General features: G+C 71.3%; 25 protein-coding genes and 1 pseudogene. 13 read left to right on the top strand and 13 right to left on the bottom strand.

Annotation, left to right across the window (positions count from 1 at the left end):
- Positions 1–58: 58 nt before the first annotated feature.
- From PHN62_RS05600 to PHN62_RS05565, 8 genes are all read right to left on the bottom strand, one after another.
- Positions 59–760 carry a TIGR02281 family clan AA aspartic protease gene (locus tag PHN62_RS05600; RefSeq protein WP_300147496.1) on the bottom strand — a complete coding sequence of 234 codons (702 nt, stop codon included), beginning with the start codon at positions 758–760 and terminating at the stop codon, positions 59–61.
- On the bottom strand, positions 757–987 hold the full coding sequence (locus PHN62_RS05595) for a DUF1289 domain-containing protein (protein ID WP_300147494.1): 231 nt from the start codon (positions 985–987) through the stop codon (positions 757–759). The genes PHN62_RS05600 and PHN62_RS05595 overlap by 4 nt, the downstream gene beginning before the upstream one ends.
- On the bottom strand, positions 978–1,508 hold the full coding sequence (gene ruvX / locus PHN62_RS05590; protein WP_300147491.1) for a Holliday junction resolvase RuvX: 531 nt from the start codon (positions 1,506–1,508) through the stop codon (positions 978–980). Before ruvX ends, PHN62_RS05595 begins: the two co-directional genes overlap by 10 nt.
- Positions 1,505–2,677: a c-type cytochrome biogenesis protein CcmI gene (ccmI, locus tag PHN62_RS05585; protein ID WP_300147488.1), complete on the bottom strand. Its 1,173-nt coding sequence runs from the start codon at positions 2,675–2,677 to the stop codon at positions 1,505–1,507. The genes ruvX and ccmI overlap by 4 nt, the downstream gene beginning before the upstream one ends.
- Positions 2,678–2,785: 108 nt before the next feature.
- On the bottom strand, positions 2,786–3,775 hold the full coding sequence (locus tag PHN62_RS05580) for an NAD(P)H-quinone oxidoreductase (RefSeq protein ID WP_300147486.1): 990 nt from the start codon (positions 3,773–3,775) through the stop codon (positions 2,786–2,788).
- Positions 3,776–3,880: 105 nt separating this feature from the next.
- Positions 3,881–5,716 carry a lytic murein transglycosylase gene (locus PHN62_RS05575; RefSeq protein WP_300147483.1) on the bottom strand — a complete coding sequence of 612 codons (1,836 nt, stop codon included), beginning with the start codon at positions 5,714–5,716 and terminating at the stop codon, positions 3,881–3,883.
- A gap of 26 nt (positions 5,717–5,742) precedes the next feature.
- Positions 5,743–6,618, bottom strand: coding sequence for an NlpC/P60 family protein (locus PHN62_RS05570; RefSeq protein WP_300147480.1), 876 nt, complete (start codon positions 6,616–6,618; stop codon positions 5,743–5,745).
- A 10-nt stretch (positions 6,619–6,628) separates the two neighbouring features.
- Positions 6,629–8,056, bottom strand: a complete 1,428-nt coding sequence (locus PHN62_RS05565) for a M17 family metallopeptidase (protein ID WP_300147477.1) — start codon at positions 8,054–8,056, stop codon at positions 6,629–6,631.
- A 243-nt stretch (positions 8,057–8,299) separates the two neighbouring features.
- On the opposite strand from PHN62_RS05565, the gene PHN62_RS05560 reads away from it, so the two are divergent.
- The 11 genes and pseudogenes from PHN62_RS05560 to PHN62_RS05510 all read left to right on the top strand — a co-directional run bounded on the left by PHN62_RS05560 (position 8,300) and on the right by PHN62_RS05510 (position 19,117).
- Positions 8,300–9,223 carry a tetratricopeptide repeat protein gene (locus PHN62_RS05560; RefSeq protein ID WP_300147475.1) on the top strand — a complete coding sequence of 308 codons (924 nt, stop codon included), beginning with the start codon at positions 8,300–8,302 and terminating at the stop codon, positions 9,221–9,223.
- A gap of 122 nt (positions 9,224–9,345) precedes the next feature.
- Positions 9,346–9,969, top strand: a pseudogene (locus PHN62_RS17415) (malate synthase G); the annotation flags it as partial.
- A gap of 100 nt (positions 9,970–10,069) precedes the next feature.
- Positions 10,070–11,560, top strand: a complete 1,491-nt coding sequence (locus PHN62_RS05550) for a hypothetical protein (RefSeq protein ID WP_367186999.1) — start codon at positions 10,070–10,072, stop codon at positions 11,558–11,560.
- A gap of 221 nt (positions 11,561–11,781) precedes the next feature.
- Positions 11,782–12,192, top strand: coding sequence for a hypothetical protein (locus tag PHN62_RS05545; protein ID WP_300147471.1), 411 nt, complete (start codon positions 11,782–11,784; stop codon positions 12,190–12,192).
- A gap of 276 nt (positions 12,193–12,468) precedes the next feature.
- Complete coding sequence (locus PHN62_RS05540; protein WP_300147468.1) at positions 12,469–13,584, top strand: hypothetical protein; 1,116 nt, start codon at positions 12,469–12,471, stop codon at positions 13,582–13,584.
- A gap of 244 nt (positions 13,585–13,828) precedes the next feature.
- Complete coding sequence (locus PHN62_RS05535) at positions 13,829–15,253, top strand: Glu/Leu/Phe/Val dehydrogenase dimerization domain-containing protein (protein ID WP_300147465.1); 1,425 nt, start codon at positions 13,829–13,831, stop codon at positions 15,251–15,253.
- 141 nt (positions 15,254–15,394) lie between these two features.
- On the top strand, positions 15,395–16,333 hold the full coding sequence (gene msrP, locus PHN62_RS05530; protein ID WP_300147622.1) for a protein-methionine-sulfoxide reductase catalytic subunit MsrP: 939 nt from the start codon (positions 15,395–15,397) through the stop codon (positions 16,331–16,333).
- Positions 16,330–16,980 carry a protein-methionine-sulfoxide reductase heme-binding subunit MsrQ gene (gene msrQ, locus PHN62_RS05525; RefSeq protein ID WP_300147462.1) on the top strand — a complete coding sequence of 217 codons (651 nt, stop codon included), beginning with the start codon at positions 16,330–16,332 and terminating at the stop codon, positions 16,978–16,980. The genes msrP and msrQ overlap by 4 nt, the downstream gene beginning before the upstream one ends.
- 35 nt (positions 16,981–17,015) lie before the next feature.
- Positions 17,016–17,756, top strand: coding sequence for a hypothetical protein (locus PHN62_RS05520; RefSeq protein ID WP_300147459.1), 741 nt, complete (start codon positions 17,016–17,018; stop codon positions 17,754–17,756).
- Positions 17,753–18,574, top strand: a complete 822-nt coding sequence (gene cobA / locus PHN62_RS05515; protein ID WP_300147456.1) for a uroporphyrinogen-III C-methyltransferase — start codon at positions 17,753–17,755, stop codon at positions 18,572–18,574. Before PHN62_RS05520 ends, cobA begins: the two co-directional genes overlap by 4 nt.
- Positions 18,575–18,775: 201 nt before the next feature.
- Positions 18,776–19,117: a hypothetical protein gene (locus tag PHN62_RS05510; RefSeq protein ID WP_300147453.1), complete on the top strand. Its 342-nt coding sequence runs from the start codon at positions 18,776–18,778 to the stop codon at positions 19,115–19,117.
- A gap of 100 nt (positions 19,118–19,217) precedes the next feature.
- Here the strand turns inward: PHN62_RS05510 and gluQRS are convergent, their stop codons facing one another.
- From gluQRS to PHN62_RS05485, 5 genes are all read right to left on the bottom strand, one after another.
- Positions 19,218–20,111 carry a tRNA glutamyl-Q(34) synthetase GluQRS gene (gluQRS, locus tag PHN62_RS05505; RefSeq protein WP_300147621.1) on the bottom strand — a complete coding sequence of 298 codons (894 nt, stop codon included), beginning with the start codon at positions 20,109–20,111 and terminating at the stop codon, positions 19,218–19,220.
- Positions 20,112–20,130: 19 nt separating this feature from the next.
- Positions 20,131–20,358, bottom strand: a complete 228-nt coding sequence (locus tag PHN62_RS05500) for a hypothetical protein (protein WP_300147450.1) — start codon at positions 20,356–20,358, stop codon at positions 20,131–20,133.
- Position 20,359: 1 nt separating this feature from the next.
- Positions 20,360–20,974 carry a hypothetical protein gene (locus tag PHN62_RS05495; RefSeq protein ID WP_300147447.1) on the bottom strand — a complete coding sequence of 205 codons (615 nt, stop codon included), beginning with the start codon at positions 20,972–20,974 and terminating at the stop codon, positions 20,360–20,362.
- A 229-nt stretch (positions 20,975–21,203) separates the two neighbouring features.
- Positions 21,204–22,628 carry a 3-isopropylmalate dehydratase large subunit gene (leuC, locus tag PHN62_RS05490; RefSeq protein WP_300147444.1) on the bottom strand — a complete coding sequence of 475 codons (1,425 nt, stop codon included), beginning with the start codon at positions 22,626–22,628 and terminating at the stop codon, positions 21,204–21,206.
- A gap of 62 nt (positions 22,629–22,690) precedes the next feature.
- Positions 22,691–22,843, bottom strand: a complete 153-nt coding sequence (locus tag PHN62_RS05485; protein WP_300147441.1) for a hypothetical protein — start codon at positions 22,841–22,843, stop codon at positions 22,691–22,693.
- A gap of 83 nt (positions 22,844–22,926) precedes the next feature.
- Here PHN62_RS05485 and PHN62_RS05480 point away from each other — a divergent pair, with 83 nt between their 5' ends.
- Positions 22,927–23,619, top strand: a complete 693-nt coding sequence (locus PHN62_RS05480; protein WP_300147439.1) for a class I SAM-dependent methyltransferase — start codon at positions 22,927–22,929, stop codon at positions 23,617–23,619.
- A gap of 147 nt (positions 23,620–23,766) precedes the next feature.
- Positions 23,767–24,525 carry a DeoR/GlpR family DNA-binding transcription regulator gene (locus tag PHN62_RS05475; protein ID WP_300147619.1) on the top strand — a complete coding sequence of 253 codons (759 nt, stop codon included), beginning with the start codon at positions 23,767–23,769 and terminating at the stop codon, positions 24,523–24,525.
- Positions 24,526–24,557 lie beyond the last annotated feature (32 nt).

Raw genomic sequence — 24,557 nt, 5'->3', positions numbered from 1 at the left:
GCCTGAAGCTAGGCCCCGATGCGCCGCTTTTCAAGCGCCGCCCCCCGCAGTCCGGCCCTCAGCGTCCGGTCAGGATCATCCGGTCTCCCTGAACGTGATAGCCCTGAAGGCGGTTCAGCGCGCCCTGACCCAGAAGCGGCGTCTCCAGAGCGCCCGGCTGCGCGACGGTCGCCCGCAGGTCGCGCATCGTGATCGGCCCGAGCGTCAGGGAGTCGAGGATCACGGGCGCCGCTCTGGTCACGCCGTTGGCGGTGCGCACCTCGACGATGTAGGCGAGGCGGCCGGTGGAGATCCCCAGGGCCTCCGCATCCTCGTAGGGGAGGGCGATGGAGCTGGCGCCGGTGTCCACCATCATGCGCAGCGGCATGCCGTTGACCTGGGCCTCCACATGGAAATGACCGTCGCGGCCTCTGGCCAGCGTCAGCTGACGCGCCCCCGCGCCGGGATCCTCCATGCCCGAGACCCGCGCGAACTCCGCCGCGTCGCGGGCGGCGCGGCTTCCGGTCACGAGGTTGTAGCCCAGCATCAGCGCGCCGAAGATCCCCACCCAGACCAGAGCCATGAAGGCCCCGCTCCTCCCGCCCTCGCCGCGCGAACGCCGGTTGCGTCCCCAGGCGAAGACGAAGAGCGACAGGAAGCCCAGAAGCACGACCAGACGCGCGATGTTGTCGGGATTGGACAGCACTCCGGGATCGCGCCGCGCCAGCCAGAACAGCCCCAGCGCCACGGCGATCATCAGGAAGATCCGGCCGCCGTTCATGAAGCTTCTCCTCTGGCGCGGGTCAGGATCGCGAGGCGCTTCAGCGCCCGCGCGCCGAGCCGGGCCTTGCGCTCGGGCAGAGCCTTCATCAAGGCGCGGCGGGCCTCCGACGCAAGCCCTCCCCAGGCGATGATTTCATCGATGGTCCTCAGGCAGCCGACGCAAAGCCCCGACTCTTCGTCCATCACGCAGATGTTCACGCAGGGGCTCTCCGGATTCAGCGCCATGGATCCTCCTCGTCCTCCTCGCCGGAGGCTCCGGCGGCGAAGCGCGCCAGAACCTCCAGCCGGTCCAGCGCCCCTTGCAGGATATAGGCCGCCGCCAGGCGGTCCACCACGGCGGCGCGCTTGCCGCGCGTGAGGTCGGCCTCCAGCATGGCGCGCTCGACGGCGGCCGTGGAGAGGCGTTCGTCCCAGAAGGCCATCGGCAGAGGCAGGACCGCCGCCAGATTCCGCGCGAAGGCCCGCACCGACTGCACGCGCGGACCTTCGGTGCCGTCCATGTTCAGCGGCAGGCCCAGCACGATCCCGCAGACGCCCCGTTCGGCGGCGAAGGCCGCCAGACGCGCCGCGTCCTCGGCGAACTTGCCGCGCCGGATGGTCTCGACGGCGGCCGCCGTGCGGCGCAGCCCGTCCGAGACCGCGAGGCCGATGGTCTTCGCGCCGGGGTCCAGCCCGAGCAGGGGGCCGCGCTGAGGCAGGATCTCCGCCAGCTCCTCGACGGTCATGGGGCGCAGGAGGCCGTTCATGGCGCCGACTCCCGATCCGCCGCCGCAAGGCGCGCCAGAGCCGTCGCGTCTCCCGCGAAGGCCGCGCGGGCCGAAGCCAGAGCGGCGCGGCGCTCCTCCTCGCGGCCGAGGACGCCCCAGGCCCCCACGAGCCGGATCCAGCCTTCGAGATTCCGGGGCTCCTCCTCCAGCCGCGCGGCGAGGCCCTCCACCATGCCCTCGATCATGGCGGCGCGGTCGTCGGCGCTCATCGCTCCGGCGGCGGCCACGTCCTGAGCCGTGGGGGCGGGGGCGAAATCCGCGCCCTCCAGCAGCCCCAGGGCGATCTCGCGGGCCCGACGCGGATCCTCCGGCCCCTCCAGAGCCAGAAGCCGCAGCCCCCGCGCGAAGGACGCCTCCTCCGGCGCCTCGCGCAGGGCGGCGGCCATGGCGGAATCGGCCTCCGGCGAGACGTAGCCCCCCGCCGCAAGCGCCATCGCGCCCACCGCCCGCGCCCTGAGGGCGGCGGCCTCGGCGGGATCTGCGGTCAGGTCGGCCAGCGAGAGATAGGCGGGCCAGCTCTCTTCGAAATGCCCCAGTCGCGCCCCGAAGCCCGCCAGAAGCGCCAGGCCCTGAGGATCCTGCGCGTTGGCGGCCACGGCCTGACGCAGGCGCGCGTAAAGCTCCGGGAGGGGCGGCTCGCCCGCAGGCGGCGCAGGCGGCTCCGGAACCCTGGGCCGCGCGCCCCGCGCCTCGGCGAGGCTCTCGGCCTGACGCTGGCTCAGGCGTCCGCCCGCCGCGCCCAGAGCCGCCAGCATGGCGCCTTCCGGGCCGCGTCCGGCCAGAGGCTGGTCCGGCAGGCCCGGCGCGCCGATCCGGGCGTAGACTCCGCCCGCCGCCGCGAGGACTCCCGCCGCCAGAAGACCCGCGACCAGAGGCGCTCCGCGACGCGGCGCGGCCTCGGGAGTCCCGGCTGCGGCGGCGTCGGCCTTGAGGAGGCGTCGGGAGAGCTCCAGCCGCGCTGAGGCGGCGTCCTCCGGCGAGACGATCCCGCGCGTCTGGTCGCGGGCGATCTCGGCGATCTGCGCCTTGAGCGCCTCCGCCTCATGGGCGACGCGCGGAAGCGGCGCCGGACGGGCGCGCAACAACGCCGCCAGAGGCCAGGACAGAGCCAGAGCGGTCAGAATCAAGGCGGGAAGCCAGAAGCTCACGAGCGTTTTCCCCCGGATCGGATTTCCGGGGAAAGCTAGAGGCTCGCGCCGCGAGGGGCAAGGCCGCCGCCCTGCGCCCATGGTCGCAAGCGCGCGAGCGGGGCGGCCTCAGATCTCGAGCATGATCTTGCCGACGTGCTGCGAGCTTTCCATGCGCCGATGGGCGTCGGCGGCGCGCTCCAGCGGGAAGACCGAATCCACGACGGGCCGCAGATGCCCCGACTCCACCAGAGGCCAGACGTATTCCCGCAGGGCCTCGGCGATTCCGGCCTTGTCCTCGTCGCTGCGGATGCGCAGGGTCGAGCCGGTGACGGTCAGGCGCTTGAGCATCACGGGCAGGAAGTCGAACTCCATCCGCGAGCCGTTCTGATAGGCGATGTTGACGATGCGGCCGTCGCGCGCCGCCGCCCTGACGTTGCGCGGCAGATAGTCGCCGCCCACCATGTCGAGGATCACGTCCGCGCCGCGTCCGGCGGTGAAGGCCTTGACCTCCTCCACGAAGTCCTTCTCGTTGTAGTTGATCGCCAGATCCGCCCCGAGCTCGCGGCAGGCGTCGCATTTGGCGGCGGTCCCGGCGGTGACGATCACCCGCGCGCCGAAGGCCTTCGCGATCTGGATCGCCGTCACGCCGATTCCGCTGGTCCCGCCATGCACGAGCAGGGTCTCGCCCTCGGCGAGCTGGCCGCGCTCGAAGACGTTGGTCCAGACGGTGAAGCAGGCCTCCGGCAGGGCGGCGGCGTGGATCATGTCCAGACCCCGGGGAATGGGCAGCACGGCGCCTTCATGGACGGTCGCGTAATCGGCGTAGCCTCCGCCCGAGACCAGGGCGCAGACCCGGTCTCCCGGACGCACGCGGGTCACCTGGGGGCCGACCTCGAAGACCCGCCCCGCGACCTCGAGGCCCGGAATGTCCGTCACGCCCGGCGGAGGCGGATAGCGGCCTTCGCGCTGGAGCACGTCGGCGCGGTTGACTCCCGCCGCCTCGACGGCGATCAGCGCCTCATGCGGCCCGACCATGGGCTGCGGACGCCCCCCGACCACCAGAGCCTCCGGGCCTCCCGGAATGCGGATCTCGGCGGCGCGCATCAACTCGGGCATGGAGACTCGACTCCTCGGGTTTCATTTACGACGAACATGTGAACGCGAAAGCCTTACCCGATCCTGAAGGACCGGGTAAGGCCGAACTTCTCTCGCCGCAGGGCTTCAGAGGCCGAGCGCGCGCAGGAACTCGGGCGTGAGCTCGCCGCGCGGAGGCAGGCCCGCCGAGGCCGCCGCCGCCGCGATGGCCGAAGCCGTGCGCTGACCCATGCGGCCGTCGGCGGGGCCGACGTCGTAGCCGAGCTGCGCCAGGCGGCCCTGGACGCGCTGAAGCTGCGGATCCGCAGCCCCGACCTGCAGGGCCGGAGAAGCCGTCGGCGGAGCGGCGGGCGTGGGCGCGGCCACCCAGCGCGTTCCGTCCTGAGAGGCGCCCCGCAAGGCGCCCTGGTCGCCCGGCGAACGCACCGGCGCCATGCCTCCGCCCGGAGGCGCAGGCGCGTAGCCCGGCTGAGGCTGGGGAGCGTAGGGCTGGGGCGCATAGGGCGTCGGCTGGGGGGCGGGGGCAGTCAGCCAGCGGTCGCCGCTGAGGGCGGGCGGCTGCGGAAAGGGCTGAGGCTGCGGCGTCCAGACCGGCGCGGGCGCCAGAGGCGGCGGAGCGGTCAGGGGTCCGGCGGTCAGGATCGGCCCGGCGGGCGCAGCCGGAGCGAGGACCTGGACCGGAGCGGTCGCCGGAGCCGCCACGCCCGCGGTCCGCCGCAGACGGTTCAGCAGATCCGCCGTGGCGTAGCCGTCGGCGGGCAGGCCCTGAGCCCGCTGATAGGCGCGCAGGGCCTCCTGGGTGCCGGAGCCGAGGCGGCCGTCCACGCCCTTGGGATCATGGCCCAGAGCCAGAAGCAGGCGCTGGAACTCCTCGATCTCGGTGCGCGAGAGCGGCTTGTCGCCCTCCGGCCAGACGGCCCGCAGAGGCCCTCCGCCCTTGATGCGGTCGGCCAGATGCGCCACCGCGAGGGCGTAGCTCGTGGCGTTGTTGTAGCGGCGGATCACGCCGAAGTTCGGGAAGATCATGAAGGCCGGGCCGCGCGCCCCCGCAGGCTGGATCACCGAAGCCTCGGAGATGTTCGGCAGAGGCGCCCCGCTCAGCGGACGCACCCCCAGACGCGCCCAGTCCACGGTGCTCTTCTTCACCGAGTCGCGCAATTCGGAGGGGTCGAGATTCGGCGGGACCGAGACCTCCATGAAGACCGGCTCGCCGGTGCGCCACTTGCTCTTCGCGAGGTAATTGGCCGTGGAGGCCACGGCGTCGCTCGGATCGGCGCCCCAGAGGTCGCGCTTGCCGTCGCCGGTGAAGTCCACGGCGTAGGCGGTGAAGCTCGTCGGGATGAACTGGGTGTGGCCCATGGCGCCCGCCCAGGAGCCCTTCATGCGCTCGGGGGTGATGTCGCCGCTGGCGAGGATCTTCAGCGCCTCCATGAGCTGTCCGCGCGCCCAGTCGGCGCGGCGGCCGTCGAAGGCCAGGGTGGCCAGCGCCTCGATCACGGAGTAATTGCCGTAATTCGCCCCGTAATTGGACTCCACGCCCCAGATGGCCACCGCCACCGCAGGATCCACGCCGTAGGTCTGGTTGACGCGCCGCAGGGTCATGTCGAGGGCGGCGTAGTTCTCGCGGCCCTTCGTGACGCGGGCGTCGGTGACCATGTTGCCCAGATAGGTCCAGATCGGCGTCGTGAATTCGGCCTGACGGCCGTCCAGCTCGATCACGCGGGCGTTGAGCGTCACGCCCTGGAAGGCGCGCTCGACGATCTGCGGCGGGATTCCCGCCGCCACGGCCTCGCGTTTGAAATTCGCGACCCAGACCGCGAATTCGGCCTGTTTCTGCGGAGTCACGGGCGGAGTCGTCGCGGTCGCCTGAGCGGCGGCCTCCGGGGTCGCCAAGGCGACGCCTCCGGTCAAGAGGGCGAGGGCCGCAAGGCCGCTCATCAGGGGGTGGGCGCGTCTGCTCATAACGCCTCTCCTTGGAATTTCGGTCATCAGTCTTGCGTGAGGCGTCGCCGCAGGGGCAGACGCCGATAGCTGCGGGGCGCTCCGATCCTGTCGACGGCGTCGCGCAGCGGCTCGGCGGCCACGGCCATGTGATGGCCGTTGGCGTGGATCAGCCCGCGCGGGCTGGTCAGAATCCCCACATGGCCCGGCCAGAAGACGAGATCCCCCCGTCTCAGCTTCTCGCCGGATTCCAGAGGCCGCCCGAGGGCGGCTTCCTGAAGGTCGGAATCGCGGGGAGCGTCCATGCCCGCCATGGCCAGCGCCATCTGCGCCAGCCCGGAGCAATCGACGCCCGCCGCCGTGCGGCCGCCCCAGAGATAGGGCGCGCCCAGAAATCCGTAAGCCGAGAGCACGTAATCGGGCTCCCAAGCGTCGAGCGCGGCCAGATGGACCTGCGGAATCCACAATCCATCGGCCATTTCGGCGAAGGCGTTCTCGACCCGCCCCGTCGGCGCCACCCGCGCCAGACGCGGCAAGGCGCCGAGCGGATAGCATTTCGCCTTCGGCTCGGGATAGAGATGCGTGGTGGCGGCGATCACCTTGTGGGTCGGCTCCGGGACTTCGGCGGCGGGCAGGAAGCCCGCCGAAGGCGCGTAGCCGACGTAGCCGTCCACGCCGGAGCGCCCCCAGACCCAGCCGCTCTTGTCTTCATAGACCTCGAAGGGCTCGCCGTAGAGGATCATGCTGTCGAGCGGCGCCGAGGCGTCGGGGATCCGCGTCAGGGCCGCGAAGGGCCCGAGCAGGATCCGCTTCTCGCCTTCGACGAAGCGCGCGGCCTCGACCTCGCCCTTCAGCCAGGCCGCCGCCAGATCGGGGCGGGCGGGGGTCATGCGAGGATCGAATTTCGGCGGGGTCTTGCCCAAGGCGGCGCTCCTAGAAGCCATGGCGTTTCGCCAGCGCGCCGTAGACGGCGCGCGCTCCCTGCTGTTCGCCGCCCATGGGGCGGCCCGGCCGGGCCTTGGGGGTCCAGCCGTAGATGTCGAGATGGGCCCAGGCTCCGGCGCGCTTCACGAAGCGCTTCAGGAAGAGCGCCGCCGTGACCGCTCCGGCGAAGCCTCCGCCGGGCGCGTTGTTGAGGTCGGCCACCGGCGAGGCGAGATCCGCCTCGTAGCCCGGCCAGAGCGGCAGACGCCAGAGCGGATCCGCCAGAGCCGAACCCGCCGCCAGAAGATCCGCCGCCAGAGCCTCGTCGTCGGTGAAGAGCGGCGGAAGCTGCGGCCCGAGCGCCACCCGCGCCGCGCCGGTGAGCGTCGCGAAGTCGATCAGGACTTGCGGCGCCTCGGAATCGGCTTCGGTCAGGGCGTCGGCGAGGATGAGGCGGCCTTCGGCGTCGGTGTTGCCGATCTCGACCGTCAGGCCCGCGCGCGAATTCAGCACGTCGCCGGGACGGAAGGCGTCGGAGCCGACGCTGTTCTCGACGATGGGCAGCAGCGCCCGCAGCCGGATGGGCGCCTTCGCATCCATGAGGCTCTGAGCCAGGCTGAGCGCCGCCGCCGCGCCGCCCATGTCCTTCTTCATCAGGAGCATGTTCGAGGAGGGCTTGATGTCGAGCCCGCCGGTGTCGAAACAGACGCCCTTGCCCACCAGCGTGACCTTCGGCGCCTCGGGATCTCCCCAGCGCAGATCGACGAGGCGCGGCGCCTGAGGCCCCGCCCGGCCCACCGCATGGATCAGGGGATAATCCGCCGTCAGCAGCTCGTCGCCGAGGATCACGGAGATCTCAGCTCCGCCGGCCCGGGCCACCGCGCGGGCTTCGGCCTCCAGCGCCTCGGGGCCGAGATCATTGGCCGGACGGTTGATCAGGTCGCGGGCGAGGAAGGCCCCTCGCGCCAGACGACGGATCTTCGCCGCGTCGATTCCCTCGGGCGCCAGCAGCCGCGCCGGAGCCCGGTCCAAAGGCCGATGGCGCGTGAATTTATAGGAGCCCAGCAGCCAGCCCAGAGCCGCCGCCTCCAGCTCCTCGGGCTTCTCCAGCCCCTCCAGCCGCCAGACGCCTTCGGGCAATCCCCAGGGCGCCGCGCCGAAGGCCAGCGGCTCCGCGAGCCGCCCGCCCGCGCCCAGCCCGAAGAGCGCCCCCTCCAGAGCGCCCGAGGCGTCGGGCAGGGTCAGGATCGCGCCCTCGCGCGCGGTGAATTCCGTCGCCGCCGCCCAGGCGCCTCCGCGCGGATGCGCCCCGACCCAGTCCGGAAGCTCCGCAGGCGTCAGCGCGCGCAGAGGCCGCGCGGACCGCGCCTCGGACTCCGGAGCGAAATCGGCCGGAGCCCCCGGGGAATCAAGGGGAATGTCGGGGGATCGCGTCATCAAGGCCTCCTGCGGCGAGCCCCCCACCCATACGCGGGAGAAGCCCCGAGCGCCAGCGTTGCTTCCGCAGCAGAAGGAGGGGAAGCCCCCCGCCCCGCCGGATCCTGACCGGAAGCGCGCGCTCCCCTTCGCCGCAGGGCGCCCTTCGGGAAGCGGACGTTAAAACTCTGTTGACCCGCTTGCGGGATGCTGCGCCCGTCGGGAGGCGCTTCCAGCCTTCGCGCCGTCTTCAGGAGTCTCCGCATGACCCGCGCCGCCGCCTCCGCCGCGTCCTCCGTGGCCGCCCGCGCCCTCGCGTCGGTTTTCGGCGCGGCGCTGCTGCTGGGCGGCTGCTCCTCGATGGAGCGGGCCTTCGGCGGCGGCTCCGCCAGCTCTCCGGTGTCCAGCAAGCCCCCGAGCCTCGGCTTCATGAGCTCGACGGCGCGCCCCGATTTCAATCAGGACGTCTCCTCGCAGTTCAATCCGGACGCCCCCGAGGATCCCCTCGTCTATCTCCGCGAGGCCGCCGAAGAGGCCACCCGCGCCCGCCAGCCCCTCGCGGCGGCGACGCACTGGTCCTCCATCACGCGGGCCCAGCCCGAGAACATGGAGGCGACCTATCAGCTCGGACGCCATCTGCGGCTCCTCGGACGCAACGAGGAGGCCGAACGCGCCCTGCGCGCCGGACTGCGGGCCGCGCCCCGGGATCCCCGCTTCGCCCAGGAGCTCGGCAAGACCCTCGCCGCCGACGGACGCCCCGAAGAGGCCGTCACCGTTCTGGAGCAGGCCCTCGCCCAGGGCCAGGACGGCCCGGACCTGCGCTCGGCCCTCGGCGCGGCCTACGACTACGCCGGACGCCACGCCGAGGCCCGCCCCCATCACGACCGCGCCGTCGCCCTCGCGCCTCACGACGCCGCCGTGCTGAACAACGCCGGACTCTCGCAGGCCATGGGCGGAGACCTCCCCGGCGCCGAAAAGACCCTGCGCGCCGCCCTCGGCGCCCCGGAGGCCGACGCCCGGGTGCGGCAGAATCTGGCCCTCGTGCTGAGCCTCCAGGGCGATTCCGCCGGCGCCGAGCGCCTGTTGCGCCGCGACCTCGCCCGCGCCGACGCCGACCGCACCCTCGCCTTCTACCGCAGCCTCGTGGACCAGCCCGACGCCTGGGGCGCCATCCGCCGCAGCAACTGACGCCTCCGGACGGAATCCGGCGGCGCCGCGAGGAGATTCCATCCGGCTTCACCTTGCGTTCAACATTCTCCTGTCAACATCCGAGACCAGGCCCGCACCCAGCGCGGGCCGGGAAGAATCCCGTGCCGCATCGCATCTCCGTCCAAGGCCTCCGAATCGACCCGGCGCTTCACGCCTTCGTCGAGCGCGAGGCGCTGCCCGGCTCGGGGGCCTGCGCCCGGGACGTCTGGCTCGGGCTGGCGCGGCTGGCCCGCGACTTCGGACATCGCCGCGCCTGGCTGCTGGAGCGTCGCGCCGACCTCCAGGGCAAGCTCGACGTCTGGATGCGCGCCCGACGCGGCGCGCCCCTCGACGAGGCCGCCCACATGGCCTTTCTCGCCTCCATCGGCTATCTGGAGCCCGAGGAGCCGCATTTCGAGATCGCGCCGCCCGGCGTGGACGTCGAGATCTCCAGGATCCCGGCGCCGCATTTCATCGGCCCCTTCGACGACGCCGCCAATCTGCTGCGGGGCCTCAACGCGCGCTGGGGCGGGCTCCTGCGCATCCTGCACGACACGGACGCCGTCTCGCCTGCGCCGCTGCCCGAGGGGGCGCCGCTCGATCCGGAGCGGCTGACGCGCGCGCGCCTCTGGCTGCGCGGCTTCCTCGACGAGATCGCCCCTCTGGCGCAGGGAAGCCACGCCGAGGCGCGGCGCTATCTGATCGGCCCCGACGAGACCCTCCGCGCGATCCTCGCCGACGGCCGCGAGACCGAGCTCGCCGATCCCGCCAAGCACGTGGGCTGGCGCGGCCCCCCCCGAACGCCCGGAGGCCCTGCTCCTGCGCAACAACGCCCTGCACGTCGAGATGCGCTTCGATCCCGATTCGCCTCTGTCCGCCGGAGATCCGGCGGGGCTCTCGGATCTGGTGCTCGAAAGCGCGCTGACGCTGCTCGGCGATCTGGAGGACCATTGCTGCGCCGTGGACGCCGCGGACAAGCTGCGCTCCTACGGCAACTGGCTGGCGCTCTCGCAGGGGCGGCTGGAGGCGACGACGCCCTCGGGCGAGCGGCTGTCCCTGGCCCCGGACCGCTTCTGGAGCGCCCCGGGCGGCCGGACCCTGCGGCTGAAGGGGCGGGCTCTGGCCATGACGCGGGTGGCGGGGCTCAATCCGACGACGCCCGCGGTCCTGCTCCCGGACGGCTCCGAGATCCCCGAGATGATGCTCGACGTGATGATGATGGCCCTCTGCGGGCTCCACGACCTGCCGCGCGTCCGGGGAGACCGCATGATCCGCAACAGCGAGGAAGGGTCGATCTATCTCGGGCTGCCCAAGATGCACGCCCCCGACGAATGCGCCCTCGCCGCCGAGATCTTCGGGCGCGTCGAGGAATGCCTGCGGCTGCCGCCCCTGACGCTGAAGGTCGGGCTGATGGTCGAGGAGCGGCGGCTCGGGCTGAACCTGAAGTCGGCGCTGCGGCCCCTGCGCCGACGCCTGGTCTTCATGAGCTCCGGCCTGGGCGACCGCTGCGCCGGAGAGATCCGCGCCGCGACCGAGGCCGGACCGGTCGCGCGGCTGGCCGATCTGAAGACCCTCGGCTGGCGGCGGGCCTACGAACGGCATGTCGTGGACATGGCCGTGGAGGTCGGATTCAACGGCCGCGCCAAGGTCGAGCGTTCGGGCTGGTCGCGGCCGCGGCGCATGGCGGAGCTGCTGTCCTGGCGCATCGCCGAGGCGGGCGGCGGAGGCGCCACCGCCATGACCTCCGTTTCGCCGCGCACCGCCACGCTCATGGCGACGCAATATCACCGGGCCGATCCGCGGGCGCGTCAGACGACGCTCGGGGTTCTGGGCCGCCGGACCGCTCTGGAGGAGATGCTCCGCCCGCCGCTGCTGGCGCCCGGAGCCCTGCCCGGCCCCGAGGAGATCCGCGCCGAGACCGAAGGGAACGCCTTCACGCTGCTGGCCTATCTCGACGGCTGGCTGCGGGGGGGAGTCGCCTTCGCGCTGCATAGCTCGCCGCGCCACGAGAAGCGCTTCGAGGATTTCGCCACCCAGCGCCTCTGCGCGCAGCATCTGGCGAACTGGCTGCTGCACGGCCTGATCTCGGAGGCCGATCTGGAGGCGGCTCTGGAGTGCGCCGAGGCGCGTCTGGGGCGCGATCTGCCGCCGGGGACCGATCTCGCGCCCGTCCGGGAGGCGGCGCTCGACACGATCCGCTCCGCCCGCCTCGACCCCGACGGCTACGCCTGGGAGCGTCTGCGGCGACGGCGGAGGGCCTTCAAGGCGGCGCAGGCCGACGCCCCGATTCCCTTCGCGGCTCCGCTTCAGCCTTCGCCGCCGCAAGCCCGGGCTTGAGGGGTCTTTCTCCGGAGGCTCCGCCGCGCGCCTTGCGAATCGCGTCTCTCGCGCGCAACATGGGGAAAATCGGACGTTTTACGTTCAAGCGCCGTTGCATCCTTCTGCGAATTCTTACAAGACTGTTAAGCGGAGGCCCTACGGGCTTCTTGCTGGGGGGAAAGGGCCGCGCGCCCTTCCCGACGCGGTCTCGCCGACCGTCGACCTTGGGAGATGAAGACATGAAGAAGCTGATGGCTCCGGCCGTGGTCGTGCTGCTCGCGACCTCCGTGGCGGGCTGCTCGACCATCCGTGGTTGGTGGCATGACGACAAGCCCGCTCCGCGCCCGGCGCCCGCCGCGGCGGTTCTGGCTCCGCCGCCGGCCCCGGCGGCTCCCGCGCCCGTTCCGCCTCCGCCGCCCCCGCCGCCGCCCGCTGCGGCGGTCGCTCCTCCGCCGCCGGTCGTGGCTCCTCCTCCGGCCGTGACGGCCGCCGCGGCCTATTGCGTCGAGGCGGGCGGCACGGTGGTCGGTTCGCTGATCTATCAGGCGGGCGACGCCCGTCCGGCCTGCCAGGTCGGCTCCAGCGACTGGGATCTCGAGGATTTCCGCCGCTACGACGTCGCCGCCCGTCTGCGCGCCAACGCCTCCTGAGGCTGTTCCGGCCCGGCTTTCCCGAGCCGGGTCGGGCGACGGAGCCTCTCCCCTGACGGGGAGGCGCTCCGCTCCGCGCGAAGGCGCCGCGATGCGGCGAGGATCCGCCTTTCCGCCTCCGGCGCTCCTTGCGGCGCCCGGGGCTTCGCCGACGCCCGAACATTACAAATTTTTCGCGTTTGATTTTCGGGATTGCCCTGTGCGGCCCGTCGGGGCATTCCCCTGCAGGTTGCTTTTCATCCGATTCATCTTGCCGACCGAAGGATTCGTCACGTCATGAGGAACAAGACTTCTCTGGCCGCTCTGATGTGCGGCGCCATGCTGATCGGCGCTGCGCCTGCGAAGGCTCAGGACGGCTCCCTGACGGGCCTGGTCGTCGACGCCGCTTCGACCGCCGCCGTCAACGCGGCTTCGAACGCCGTTTCGGGCGTCGTCGCCAGCGGCGCCGAGGCTGTGGGCCTGCCGCTCGCGGCCGCCCAGCCCGCCGCTCTTCCGGTCGCGGCGCCTGCGCCCGCCGACCCCTTCCTGACCGCCGTCGAGAGCCTGCTTCAGCCCGCCGCCCCCGTCGCGGCTCCGGTGGTCGCGGCTCCGGTCGTCGCGGCCCCCGTGGTCGCGGCCGAGGCTCCGGCGCCCGTCGCCGCTCCGGCCTCCAACGTGCTGAGCGCCGCCGAGCTCGAGGCGATCATCGCCCAGCCGGCGCCCGTCGCGGTCCCGGCTCCGGCGGTCGCCGTCGAGGCCCCCGCCGCCCCGGCCCCGGCCCCGGTCGAAGCCGTCGCCGCCCCCGTCGCGGCTCCGGTTCCGGCTCCCGTCCTGGTTCAGGCCCCGGCGACCGTCGTGGCCTTCCCGGACGTCACCTTCAATCTCGGCTCGGCTCCGGCTGCGGCGCCTGTGGCGGCTCCGGTCGAGGCCGTGGCGGCTCCGGCCGCCGCTCCGGCGCAGCTCGAGGCCCTCGTGGTTCCGGCGCAGGCCGCTCCGGCTCCGGTCGAAGCCGCTCCGGCCTCCAACGTGCTGAGCGCCGCCGAGCTTGAGGCGATCATCGCGCAGCCCGCTCCGGTCGCCGTTCCGGCTCCGGCTCCGGTCGCCGCTCCGGTCGCGGTCGAGGCTTTCGCCGCGCCCGCCGCTCCGGTTCTTCCGGCGCCGGTCGCCATCCCGACCCCCGCGCCCGCCGACGCCTTTTCGGGCGTGGCCACCGGCGCCCCGACTCCGGTGACGCCGCTGGTCGCCGCTCCGGCTCCGAATGCGGTCGAGCGCGCCTTCGAGGCCGTCGCGACCCCGGTCGAGCACGCCGTGGAGGCCGTGGCCGCTCCGGTCGAGCGCGCCGCCGAGGGGCTGTTCTCTCCGGTGCGCACGGCGGTCGAATCCGCGCTGACCGCTCCGGCTTCGTCCAACTGATCCGGCGTCCGGGGGCGGCTCCGGTCGTCTCTCGACGTTTCTGCAAGGGCGGCCTTCGGGCCGCCCTTTTCCGTTTCCTCCTCAGGCCTTCGCCGCCGCCCTCACGGAGGGGGGCCTGAAACTTTCCTCGCTCTGTGCCGAAGCCCGTGCGACAAGAAGGCTGGGAGCCTCTTGCGCGCCTCTGGCGCCGGGGCCCCGCATGATCTCAAACGCCGCGAACGACGGCGGATCACGGAGGAAAACAATGGACGCCCATCAGGCTGCGGAGCCGAGCTTCCGGGACAGCGTGGACGCGATGTATCGCCGCGCCGTCAAATACGTCGATCTTCCGCCGGGTCTGGCGGAAAAGATCCGCGTCTGCAATTCGACCTATACGGTGCGTTTCGGCGTGCGGCTGCGCGGCGAGATGCAGACCTTCGTCGGCTATCGCTCGGTCCATAAAGAGCATCTGGAGCCGGTCAAGGGCGGCATCCGCTATGCGCCGAACGTCGATCAGGACGAGGTCGAGGCTCTGGCCGCGCTCATGACCTACAAATGCGCGGTCATGGAGGTGCCCTATGGCGGCTCCAAGGGCGGGCTCTGCATCGACCCGCGCGCCTGGACCGAAGAGGAGCTGGAGCGCATCACCCGCCGCTTCGCCTCCGAACTGATCAAGCGCGACCTGATCAATCCGGCGACCAACGTCCCGGCGCCCGACATGGGCACCGGAGAGCGCGAAATGGCCTGGATCGTCGATCAATACCGCCGCACCCGCACCGACGACATCAACGCCGCCGCCTGCGTCACGGGCAAGCCGAAGAATCTCGGAGGCATCGCGGGGCGCGTCGAGGCCACGGGACGCGGCGTGCAATACGCCCTGCGCGAATTCTTCCGCCACAAGCAGGACGTCGCGCTGACGGGGCTCAAGGGCGGGCTGAAGGGCAAGCGGGTCATCGTGCAGGGGCTCGGCAACGTGGGCTATCACGCCGCGAAGTTCCTGTCGGAGGAGGACGACGCCCTGGTCGTCGCGGTGCTGGAGCGCGACGGCGCCGTGATCAATCCCAAGGGCCTGAACATCGAGGAGCTCAAGGAGCACCTCAAGGGCGCGGGCGGCGTGAAAGGCTTCGAGGGCGGCTCCTACGTCGCCGAGGCGGCCTCCCTGCTCGAGGCCGAATGCGACATCCTGATCCCCGCCGCCATGGAGGGCGTGGTCAACCTCTCCAACGCCGAGCGGATCAAGGCGCCTCTGATCATCGAGGCGGCGAACGGCCCCGTCACGGCGGGCGCCGACCGCATCCTGCGCGAGAAGGGCGTGATCATCATCCCCGACATGTACGCCAACGGCGGCGGCGTGACGGTCTCCTATTTCGAATGGGTGAAGAACCTGCAGCACATCCGCTTCGGACGGATGCAGCGCCGTCAGGAGGAGGCGCGTCAGGAGAAGCTGATCGGCGCGCTGGAGGTCATGACCGGCAAGCCCTTCCCGGCGGAGATGCGCGAGGCCTTCGTCAAGGGCACCGACGAGCTGGACCTCGTGCGTTCGGGCCTCGACGACACCATGCGCACGGCCTATTCCAACATCGCCGAGATCTGGCGCGCCAGGCGCGAGGAAGGCGTGGATCTGCGCACGGCGGCCTTCATTCTGGCCATCCAGCGCATCGGGCTGTCCTACCGCTCGCTCGGGCTCTGAGGCTCCGGGCTCGCCTGCGCCGCAGGAGGCCGCCTTTCGGGGCGGCCTTCGTCGTCTCCGATCCGTGAAGCCGGAGGCCTTTGCGGGGGCCCTCTGCGGACCTATGTGTTCGAAGTCCCCGCCTCGCCCGGAGTCCTCGCCATGGCCGTCTATCGTCCGCCTGTCCTTCCGCCCTCGGAGATCACGCCGCAAGAGATCTGGCTGGACCGGCGAAGGCTGCTGGCGGGCGCGCTCGCGGCGGGGCTGCTCGGATCCGGCCAGGCCCGGGCCGCGCCTCTGGAGGCCGCGAAGGGCGGCTATGATCCCGGCGAGCCGCTCACGCCGCAGAAGGACGTCACGAGCTACAACAACTTCTATGAATTCGGCAGCGGCAAGAGCGATCCCGCCCGCAACTCCGGCCCCTTCAGGCCCGAGCCCTGGACTCTGGAGGTGGGCGGGCTGGTGGCCAAACCCAGGACCTTCGATCTCGACGCCCTGCGCGGCCTCGGTCTTGAGGAGCGGGTCTATCGCATGCGCTGCGTCGAGGCCTGGTCCATGGTGATTCCCTGGGTGGGCTTCTCGATTTCGGCGCTGCTCGATCAGGTGGAGCCTCTGGCTTCGGCGAAATACGTGGCTTTCGAGACGGTGGTCCGCCCCGAGGAGATGTCCGGCCAGCGCGGGGCCTTCCAGCCGCTCGACTGGCCTTACGTCGAGGGCCTGCGTCTGGACGAGGCGCGGCATCCTCTGGCGATCCTCGCGCTGGGGCTCTACGGCGAGACGCTGCCCAATCAGAACGGCGCTCCGGTGCGGCTGGTGGTCCCGTGGAAATACGGCTTCAAGGGCGCGAAATCCCTTGTGAAGATCACCCTGACCGAAGAAGAGCCCCCTTCGACGTGGAACATCCTCGCGCCCCATGAATACGGCTTCTACGCCAATGTGAATCCGGAGGTGGACCATCCCCGCTGGAGCCAGGCCAGCGAAAGGCGCATCGGCGCCGGAGGCTTCTTCGGCTCGGACCGGCGCCCCACCCTCTCCTTCAACGGCTACGCCGGAGAGGTCGCGAGCCTCTATGCGGGCATGGATCTGCGGGCGAAATATTGACCGCCCCTTCCCCTCGGGCCGCCGCAGCGCAGCGACCGCGCCGCCTGCCCGTCTGGCCGCTTTACCTGGTCGGTCTGACGCCCGCGCTCTGGGGCTTCTACCTCGGCGCGACGAACCAGCTCGGCGCCGATCCGGTCAAGAGCTTCGAACACATGCTCGGGCTCTGGGCGGTGCGGTTCCTGATCCTGACGCTGGCCGTCACGCCCCTGCGCGAGACGACGGGGATCAACCTCATCCGCTGGCGCAGAGCCCTGGGGCTGCTCTGCTTCTGGTTCGCCCTGTTCCATTTCACGGCTTATCTGCTGCTGGATCTGCGGGCGCTTCAGCTTCAGGACGCCGGTCCCATCCTCGCCGACATCGCCAAACGGCCCTTTCTGCTGCTCGGCTTCGCGGCCTTCGTGATGCTGGTTCCTCTGGCCGTGACCTCCGGCTCCTGGGCGATCCGGCGTCTGGGGTCGGGCTGGGGGAAGCTGCACCGGCTGATCTATCCGGCGGCGGTCTGCGGCGCGATCCATCTGCTGCTCGCGGCCAAGACGCTGCGTCTGGAGGAGGCGGTCTATCTTCTGGCGCTGATCCTCCTTCTGCTCTGGCGACTGATCCCCCGCGCCCGCAGACGGACGCTTTTCGCCCGCGCGGGAAAGGCCTAATCTGCGCGGCGACTTGTCCGCTCAGGAGATTCTGCATGGCCGCCCTCGCCTCTCGCCGCCCCGCCCGTCTGGGCGGAGCCTTCTGCGTCCTCGCTCTGGTCTGGGCCGCGCCGCTGAAGGCCCAGGAAGCTGAGGTCGAAGCCGGGGCCGTCGTCGAGGCCCCGGAGGATCTGGAGGAGGCGCCCGCCCTCCCGCCGCAGGTCGAGGCGGATCCGGTCGCGACGCTCAGGGCGGTGGAGGTCTTCGAGGCCGCCGCCGGAGACTCCCATTGCATCCGCGCCCTCGACTGGATCGACGAAGAGGACCTCGCCCCCCGGATCTACGCCCTGCCGCCTCATCCGGAGACCGGAGAACGCGACCTGCTCTTCCAGTTCCTGTGCAACCGGGCGGCCTATAACGAGACCCATGTCTTCATCGCGGGCAAGGCGGACGGCTCGCGCTTCGATCTGCTGCAGTTCCCCGCGCCCCTCGTCGACGTGGATTACGAAAACGACGATTTCGAAGGCGCGGTCCTCGGGGTGCGGATCGTGGGGCTTCAGCTCAAGCGCGAGATCGTCAACGCCGCCTTCGATCCGGAGACCGCCGAGATCTCGGAGTTCTCGCGCTGGCGGGGGATCTCCGACGCCTCCAGCTCCGCCGTCTGGCGCTACGTCGACGATCCCGAGACGTCCTTCGACGGCGGCTATGAGCTGAAGGAATATCAGCTCGACGCCTCCTATGACGGCGAGGCGAACCCGCAGAGGCTGATTCCTCCGCCCGAGGCCGAAGCCCCGTGACCCGCTTTCCGGAGAAGGAGCTTCCCGAGATCGAAGGCGCGCCCTGGCCGGAGTTCAGGCCCGGCTCGGTCTGGCTGGTGGGGGCGGGTCCGGGAGACCCCGGCCTGCTGACGCTCCATGCGCTGAACGCGCTCCGTCAGGCCGACGTGGTGGTCCATGACGCCCTCGTGGATCCGCGCATCCTGGCGCTGCGCCGCCCCGACGCCGAATCCGTCGAGGCGGGCAAGCGCGGCGGCCGGCCCTCGGCGAAACAGGCGGACATCTCGCTGAAGCTGATCGAGCTGGCCCGCCGGGGCCTGAGGGTGCTGCGGCTCAAGGGCGGAGACCCCTTCGTCTTCGGGCGCGGCGGCGAAGAGGCCCTGGCTCTGGCGGCGGCGGGGATCCCCTTCCGCGTGACGCCCGGAATCACGGCGGGCGTGGCCGGACTGGCCTACGCCGGGATTCCCGCCACCCATCGCGGGATCAACGCCTCGCTCGCCTTCTTCACCGGCCACGACCAGAGCGGCGAGACTCCCGCCATCGACTGGGCGGCGCTCTCGCGGGGGGCGCCCATGCTGGTGATCTACATGGGGCTCGGCCATCTGCCCGAGATCTCCGCCGCGCTGATCGCGGCCGGACGCCCGCCCGAGGAGCTGGTGGCCATCGTCTCGAACGCCACGCTGCCCGGTCAGCGGGTGCTGGAGACCACCCTCGCGCGCGCCGCCGAAGAGGCCGCCCAGGCGGGAATCGAGCCCCCCGCCCTGATCTGCGTGGGGCCCGGCGTGGCCTTGCGGCGGCTTCTGGCCTGGCGCGAGGAGGAATCCGGAGCCGCCTCCTGATCTGCGGCCTCCGGAGGAATTGCGGCCTTGCGGCCTTGATCGCCTTTCAAAAACCTTACTTGGTCCGAAAATTCCTTGATTGAGCCCAGATGCGGGCTCACTCGCGCGTCAGGTTGATCTCCGGCGAACGTCGCAACCCTGACGCCTCGCCCTGATGCGGAGCCCGGATCGGAAAAGCCGGCGAACGAGGAGGAGACCCCCATGAACCAAGTCCTGAAATCCGCCCTTTGCGCCTTCGGCCTCGCCGCGGCCGCCCTGACCTCCCCGGCCCTGGCCCAGCCCTGGGGCGGACCCGGCCCCGGCTTCCCCGGCGGAGGCTTCCCCGGCCCCGGCGGCGCTCAGCCGCGCATCATCGTGCCGCCCGGCGGCGGCGGATGCCAGAGCGCGGCCCAGCGCAGCCACGTCGTCTTCCAGTGGAACGAGGCGCAGCAGCTCTGTCAGCAGAACCCCTGGAGCGATCGTCCGGTGCGCTGCGTCGAGGATCTCCAGCGTTACGGAATCCCGGTCTGGCAGTCGGTGAACGTCTGCCGCATGGCGCGCTGACGCCCCGGACTTCCCGAAGTCTTTCCCGGAATTCGGGGCGCCTTTCCCTCGGGCGCTCCGAAGCGCGGCGGCCCTCCCTTCGTCCGGGCCGACCTTTCCCTCAGGTCATCCCCACCGCCCGGCGCACGTCCCCGGGAGACCAGCCCTCCGCGCGCAGAGCCGCCAGGCTCCGGTCGCCGTCCCGCTTGGCGAGACGGCGACCTCTGTCGTCCCGGATCAGCCGGTGATGCCGGTAGAGCGGTCGAGGCAGGCCGAGCAGCGCCTGAAGCAGCCGGTGGATCGGCGTCGCGGCGAAGAGGTCGCGCCCGCGCGTGACATGGGTCACGCCCTGGAAGGCGTCGTCCACGACCACCGCCAGATGATAGCTCGCCGGAGCGTCCTTGCGGGCGAGCGCCACGTCGCCGCAGCCTTCGACCAGCCATGCGGGATCGACGCGGATGAGGCCCGTCTCGCCCCGGGGCCCCTCCTCCAGCTCGACGAACTCCAGCGCCTCGCCCTCCAGCGCCGCGACGGCGCGGCGCATGTCCAGCCTCAGGGCGTAGGGCGCCCGGGCCAGACGCGCCGGATCCGGCGGATGCAGGCGGCAGGTTCCCGGATAGGCCGGACCATCCGGACCCGTCGCCTCGGCGGCGGACCTCCCGAGGGCGGCGGCCGTCTCCTGAGGCGCCGACAGCGCCTCCGCCACGTCGCGGCGCGTGCAGAGACAGGGATAGATCAGGCCGCGTCGGCGCAAGCCCTCCAGAGCCGCGCCATAGGCCGCCCCCCGGGTCGACTGCCGGAGGACCGGCGTCTCCCAGCTCAGGCCGAGCCAGGCGAGATCCTCGCAGAGCGCCGCCTCCCAGAGCGGCCGGGAGCGCGTGGAATCGAGATCCTCCATGCGCAGCAGGAAACGCCCCTTCGCCGCCCGCGCGGCCTCGAAGCCGCGCAGCGCCGAATAGGCGTGGCCGAGATGCGCCGGGCCCGTGGGGCTCGGCGCGAAGCGTTCGACAGGGATTATCTTTCGGCCTCCCGCGTCACTTCACGGGCTGCTGACTCTGGGCGGCGGCGGCCTCGGAGGCGACCTTGTCCCGATAGAGCCTGACGCTCTCCATGTCGAAGGCGATCTCGAAGCCTTCCGGCGCCGCGACCGCCGGAGCCGCGACGGGCCGGGCTGACCTCGCGGCGGCGGCGGGCGGGGCGAAGAGCAACAGAGAAGCCAGGCCCAGACAGCCGCAGCCGAGTAGCCCTGTGAGTTTGCTCATCTCATTCTCCCATGGACTGATTGGCGATATCCAGAAACACACGCACCAGCGCCAGTCCCTTTTCGCTGATGTGGATCTTGTGACGCAAGGTGCCGCGTTTCTCCAGATCGTTCTCCCATGCGCAATCGCCCGGCTGGAAGCCGCAGACGAGATCGCAGCGCAGGGCGGCGGGCAACAGCACCTGACGCAGGGTGTTGGACATCGCAGGCACGCGCGGCGCGTCCATGATGGTCGCGAGGGAGTTCAGGCTGAAGCAGGCGGCGTCCGGGGGGGCGTCGAAGCGGTTGCGCGGATCCCAGGAATAGGCGAGGAGGGTCATCATCGCCATCATGTCCTCGCGCGAGATCTGCTTGAAATCGCGACGCTCCTTGGCGCGGGTGCCGGAAGGGACGATCTCCGCCTTCCGGACCGCCAGACTCCAGGAGGTGATGACGCCGAGCATCCAGAAGCAGTCCCGCCGGTGGTCGCCGGGCGGAAAGGGGTTGGAGGGAGAGACGGAGGACGTCCCCGGCCTCCTGGGAGGAAGGTCGTCGTCAGGGGAATCGCCGCTCCCGTCGCGCGGCGCGGCGCGCAGGAGCTGGGGAAGGCCCGGACGGCTGAATCTGCATGTCTCCATCGGTGCGAGTCTCCGGAGGCCGCGCTCCTCCCCATGCGAGTTCGCGGCGGTTGAGCTGTTGGCGTACAACATACGCCTTCTGAGCGAATCGGGAAAGCCTCGCACGTCGCGGGAATCGCCCCACGAATCATGCCTGTCCGAAAGGATAGGTCCGCGGAAACGCGAAACGCCGCGCCTGTTCAGGGCGCGGCGTCGGGGAAGGCCGGGCGGAGACCCGGGAGAGCCGGGGTCAGGCGATCTGGCGCACGTCGGTGAGGCGGCCGGTCAGGGCGGCGGCGGCGGCCATGGCGGGGCTCATCAGATGGGTGCGGCCGCCGCGGCCCTGACGGCCCTCGAAATTGCGGTTCGAGGTCGAGGCGCAGCGCTCGCCCGGCTGGAGCTTGTCGGCGTTCATCGCGAGGCACATGGAGCAGCCCGGCTCGCGCCAGTCGAAGCCCGCCGCGCGCAGGATGTCCGCGACGCCCTCGCGCTCGGCCTGCTCGCTGACGAGGCCCGAGCCTGGAACGATCATCGCCCGCAGACCCGCCTTGATCTTGCGGTCGCCGACGATGCGCGCCACCTCGCGCAGATCCTCGATGCGGCTGTTGGTGCAGCTGCCGATGAACACCGCGTCTATGGCGACGTCCTCCAGACGCACGCCCGGCGTCAGGCCCATGTAGTCCAGCGAGCGGCGCGCGGCGGCGCGCTTGTGCTCGTCCTCGAAGTCCTCGGGGTTCGGCACGAGGGCCGTGATCGGCAGGACGTCTTCGGGGCTGGTGCCCCAGGTCACCACCGGCGCGATGGCCGAGCCGTCGAGGATCACGGTGCGGTCGTAACGGGCGCCCTCGTCGCTGAAGAGGGTCCGCCAATAGGCCACGGCGCGCTCCCAGGCCTCGCCCTGAGGCGCCATGCGGCGGCCCTCGACATAGGCGAAGGTCTTTTCGTCCGGCGCCACGAGGCCCGCCCGCGCGCCGCCCTCGATGGCCATGTTGCAGACCGTCATGCGCCCTTCGAGCGACAGACCCCGGATCGCCTCTCCGGCGTATTCGATGACGTGGCCCGTGCCGCCCGCCGTGCCGGTGTGGCCGATGATCGAGAGGGTCACGTCCTTGGCCGTGACGCCCGCGCCGAGCGTCCCGTCGACGCGCACGAGCATGTTCTTCGATTTCTTCTGGATCAGCGTCTGGGTGGCGAGCACATGCTCCACCTCGGAGGTGCCGATGCCATGGGCCAGAGCCCCGAAGGCGCCATGGGTGGCGGTGTGGCTGTCGCCGCAGACGATGGTCATGCCGGGCTGGGTGAAGCCCTGCTCGGGGCCGATCACGTGCACGATGCCCTGACGCTTGTCGAGCACGTCGAAGATCTCGACGCCGAATTCGGCGGCGTTCTCGCGGAGGGTCTCGACCTGGAGGCGCGACTCGGGGTCGGCGATGCCCAGACGGCGGTCGGCGGTGGGGACGTTGTGGTCGGGCACCGCCAGAGTCGCCTCCGGACGGCGCACCTTGCGGCCCGAGGCCCGCAGGCCCTCGAAGGCCTGAGGGCTGGTCACTTCATGGACCAGATGGCGGTCGATGTAGAGCAGACAGGTGCCGTCTTCCTGCCGGTGGATGACGTGATCGTCCCAGATCTTGTCATAGAGCGTGCGGGGGCCCTGGGCCTTTTGGGTGTCGGACATGGAGGAATTCCTGAAAGACGGGCGGCGCGAAGGCGCGCCGGGGCTGACTTTTTGGCGAACCGTCAGAAGGGGGTCGGAAGTCGGTCCGAGGCCGCGAAAGGCCCGAAGAAACGCCAGAAGACGCGCGCCCGGTCGTCGAACCGCGCATAGGCGTAGCCGCGCCGGAGGTAGCTCCGGACGGCGAAACTCGACGAGAGGGGGCGCAAGGCGGTCATGTCCCCAGAAATAAGCCTTTCGCCGCCCGCGCGCAAGCGGATCGGGGCTTGACGGCGCAGGAGGCCGGGCGCCACGAAGATTCATGACCCAGGACGATCCCCCTCCGCCTCCCGGAGCCGAGGCCTTCAAGGCCGACCACGCCCGCGCCTACGCCGAAGGACCGCCCAGGCAGGTCCCCGGCTTCGCGGGGCTGCACCGCATGACCTCGCTGCTGCTGGCGGAGCGCGTTCCCGAGGAGGGGCGGCTTCTGGTCGTCGGCGCGGGCGGCGGGCTGGAGATCCGGGCTCTGGCCGAGGATCACCCGCGCTGGAGCTTCGACGGCGTGGACCCCTCCGCCGAGATGCTGGAGACGGCGGAACGGATCATCGGCCCGCACCTCGCCCGCGCGCGCCTGCGCCGCGGCTATGTGGAGGACGCGCCCGAAGGCCCCTTCGACGGCGCCGTCTGCCTGCTGACGCTGCATTTCGTGCCGCAGGACCAGCGCCTGACGACGCTCCGCGAGATCCGCAGACGCCTGAAGCCGGGAGCGCCTTTCGTCGTCGCGCATGTCAGCTTCCCGCAGGACGAGCCCGAGAGATCGCTGTGGATCGCCCGCCACGTCGCCTTCGCGGGCGGCGATCCCGCAAGAGCCGCGGAGGCCAGACGCGCCATCGCCTCGCGGCTCTGCGTCCTCTCGCCCGAGGAGGACGAAGCCCTGCTGCGCGCGGCCGGCTTCTCGGGAGTCGCGCTCTTCTACGCGGGGCTGAGCTTCCGGGGATGGATGGGCTACGCCTGAAGCCCCCCTGATCCGTCACGCTCCGGGCGCGCTTTACAAAGCCGGAGGCGGAGCGCAGATTTTCCCGCCGGATCGCTCTCGATCCGCTTGCGTCTCCCTTTCGCGATTCTCCCGAGCCCTCCCAGCGCGAGGCCGCCCTTGAACCCCATGACGATCCGTCAGACCGAGATCCTCGACCTGGCCAGACTCCGCGGCCGGGTGGAGGTGGAGGAGCTCGCGCGGCGCTTCGCCGTGAGCCCCCAGACCATCCGCAAGGATCTCAACGATCTCTGCGACTCCCGCGCCCTCACGCGCATCCATGGCGGCGCCCTGCTGCCCGGCGGCAACGAGAACGTCGAGCATGAAGCCCGGCGCAAGATCGCCGCCGCAGGCAAGCAGGCCATAGGCCGGGCGGCGGCGCGGCTCATTCCCGACGACGCCTCTCTCTTCGTCAACATCGGCACCACCACCGAGGCCGTCGGCGAGGCGCTGCTCGACCACAAGGATCTGATGGTCGTCACCAACAACATCCACGTCGCCAACCGCCTGAGGACCGCCCCCCGGATTCAGGTCGTCATCGCGGGGGGCCTGGTGCGCGGCTCTGACGGCGGGATCGTCGGAGAGGCCGCCGTGGACTTCATCCGGCAGTTCAAGGTCGATTTCGCCGTGATCGGCGCCTCGGCCATCGACGAGGACGGCGCCCTGCTCGACTACGACTTCCGGGAGGTGAAGGTCTCGCAAGCCATCATCGCCAACGCCCGGCATGTGATTCTCGTGGCCGATTCGACCAAGTTCGAGCGCGCCGCTCCGGTGCGCATCGGGCGTCTGACGCAGGTCCACAGCTTCGTCACCGACCGCCCCGCGCCCGACTCCATCCGCGCGCTCTGCCTGCGCGAGGACGTGCGGCTCATCGAAACCGGAGGCTGAGACCCGAAAGCGCGGAAAGTTTCGTTTGACAC

The sequence above is a fragment of the Neomegalonema sp. genome (genome assembly GCF_028688855.1).
Classification (GTDB): Bacteria; Pseudomonadota; Alphaproteobacteria; order Rhodobacterales; family Rhodobacteraceae; genus Neomegalonema.
The sequence above is the reverse complement of the archived record's forward strand: the minus strand, read 5'-3'. Positions and strand labels throughout refer to the sequence as shown.

Coding starts and splice junctions, on each gene's coding strand:
- PHN62_RS05580 (WP_300147486.1), bottom strand. CDS start 3,775: ATGCCCGAGTTGATGCGCGCCGCCGAGATCCGCATTCCGGGAGGCCCG.
- PHN62_RS05540 (WP_300147468.1), top strand. CDS start 12,469: ATGAGGAACAAGACTTCTCTGGCCGCTCTGATGTGCGGCGCCATGCTG.
- PHN62_RS05480 (WP_300147439.1), top strand. CDS start 22,927: ATGACCCAGGACGATCCCCCTCCGCCTCCCGGAGCCGAGGCCTTCAAG.
- PHN62_RS05510 (WP_300147453.1), top strand. CDS start 18,776: ATGAACCAAGTCCTGAAATCCGCCCTTTGCGCCTTCGGCCTCGCCGCG.
- PHN62_RS05550 (WP_367186999.1), top strand. CDS start 10,070: ATGCGCTTCGATCCCGATTCGCCTCTGTCCGCCGGAGATCCGGCGGGG.
- PHN62_RS05595 (WP_300147494.1), bottom strand. CDS start 987: ATGGCGCTGAATCCGGAGAGCCCCTGCGTGAACATCTGCGTGATGGAC.
- PHN62_RS05500 (WP_300147450.1), bottom strand. CDS start 20,358: ATGAGCAAACTCACAGGGCTACTCGGCTGCGGCTGTCTGGGCCTGGCT.
- PHN62_RS05485 (WP_300147441.1), bottom strand. CDS start 22,843: ATGACCGCCTTGCGCCCCCTCTCGTCGAGTTTCGCCGTCCGGAGCTAC.
- PHN62_RS05495 (WP_300147447.1), bottom strand. CDS start 20,974: ATGGAGACATGCAGATTCAGCCGTCCGGGCCTTCCCCAGCTCCTGCGC.
- PHN62_RS05545 (WP_300147471.1), top strand. CDS start 11,782: ATGAAGAAGCTGATGGCTCCGGCCGTGGTCGTGCTGCTCGCGACCTCC.
- PHN62_RS05520 (WP_300147459.1), top strand. CDS start 17,016: ATGGCCGCCCTCGCCTCTCGCCGCCCCGCCCGTCTGGGCGGAGCCTTC.
- PHN62_RS05560 (WP_300147475.1), top strand. CDS start 8,300: ATGACCCGCGCCGCCGCCTCCGCCGCGTCCTCCGTGGCCGCCCGCGCC.
- leuC (WP_300147444.1), bottom strand. CDS start 22,628: ATGTCCGACACCCAAAAGGCCCAGGGCCCCCGCACGCTCTATGACAAG.
- PHN62_RS05535 (WP_300147465.1), top strand. CDS start 13,829: ATGGACGCCCATCAGGCTGCGGAGCCGAGCTTCCGGGACAGCGTGGAC.
- PHN62_RS05600 (WP_300147496.1), bottom strand. CDS start 760: ATGAACGGCGGCCGGATCTTCCTGATGATCGCCGTGGCGCTGGGGCTG.
- PHN62_RS05575 (WP_300147483.1), bottom strand. CDS start 5,716: ATGAGCAGACGCGCCCACCCCCTGATGAGCGGCCTTGCGGCCCTCGCC.
- PHN62_RS05475 (WP_300147619.1), top strand. CDS start 23,767: ATGACGATCCGTCAGACCGAGATCCTCGACCTGGCCAGACTCCGCGGC.
- msrP (WP_300147622.1), top strand. CDS start 15,395: ATGGCCGTCTATCGTCCGCCTGTCCTTCCGCCCTCGGAGATCACGCCG.
- ruvX (WP_300147491.1), bottom strand. CDS start 1,508: ATGAACGGCCTCCTGCGCCCCATGACCGTCGAGGAGCTGGCGGAGATC.
- PHN62_RS05565 (WP_300147477.1), bottom strand. CDS start 8,056: ATGACGCGATCCCCCGACATTCCCCTTGATTCCCCGGGGGCTCCGGCC.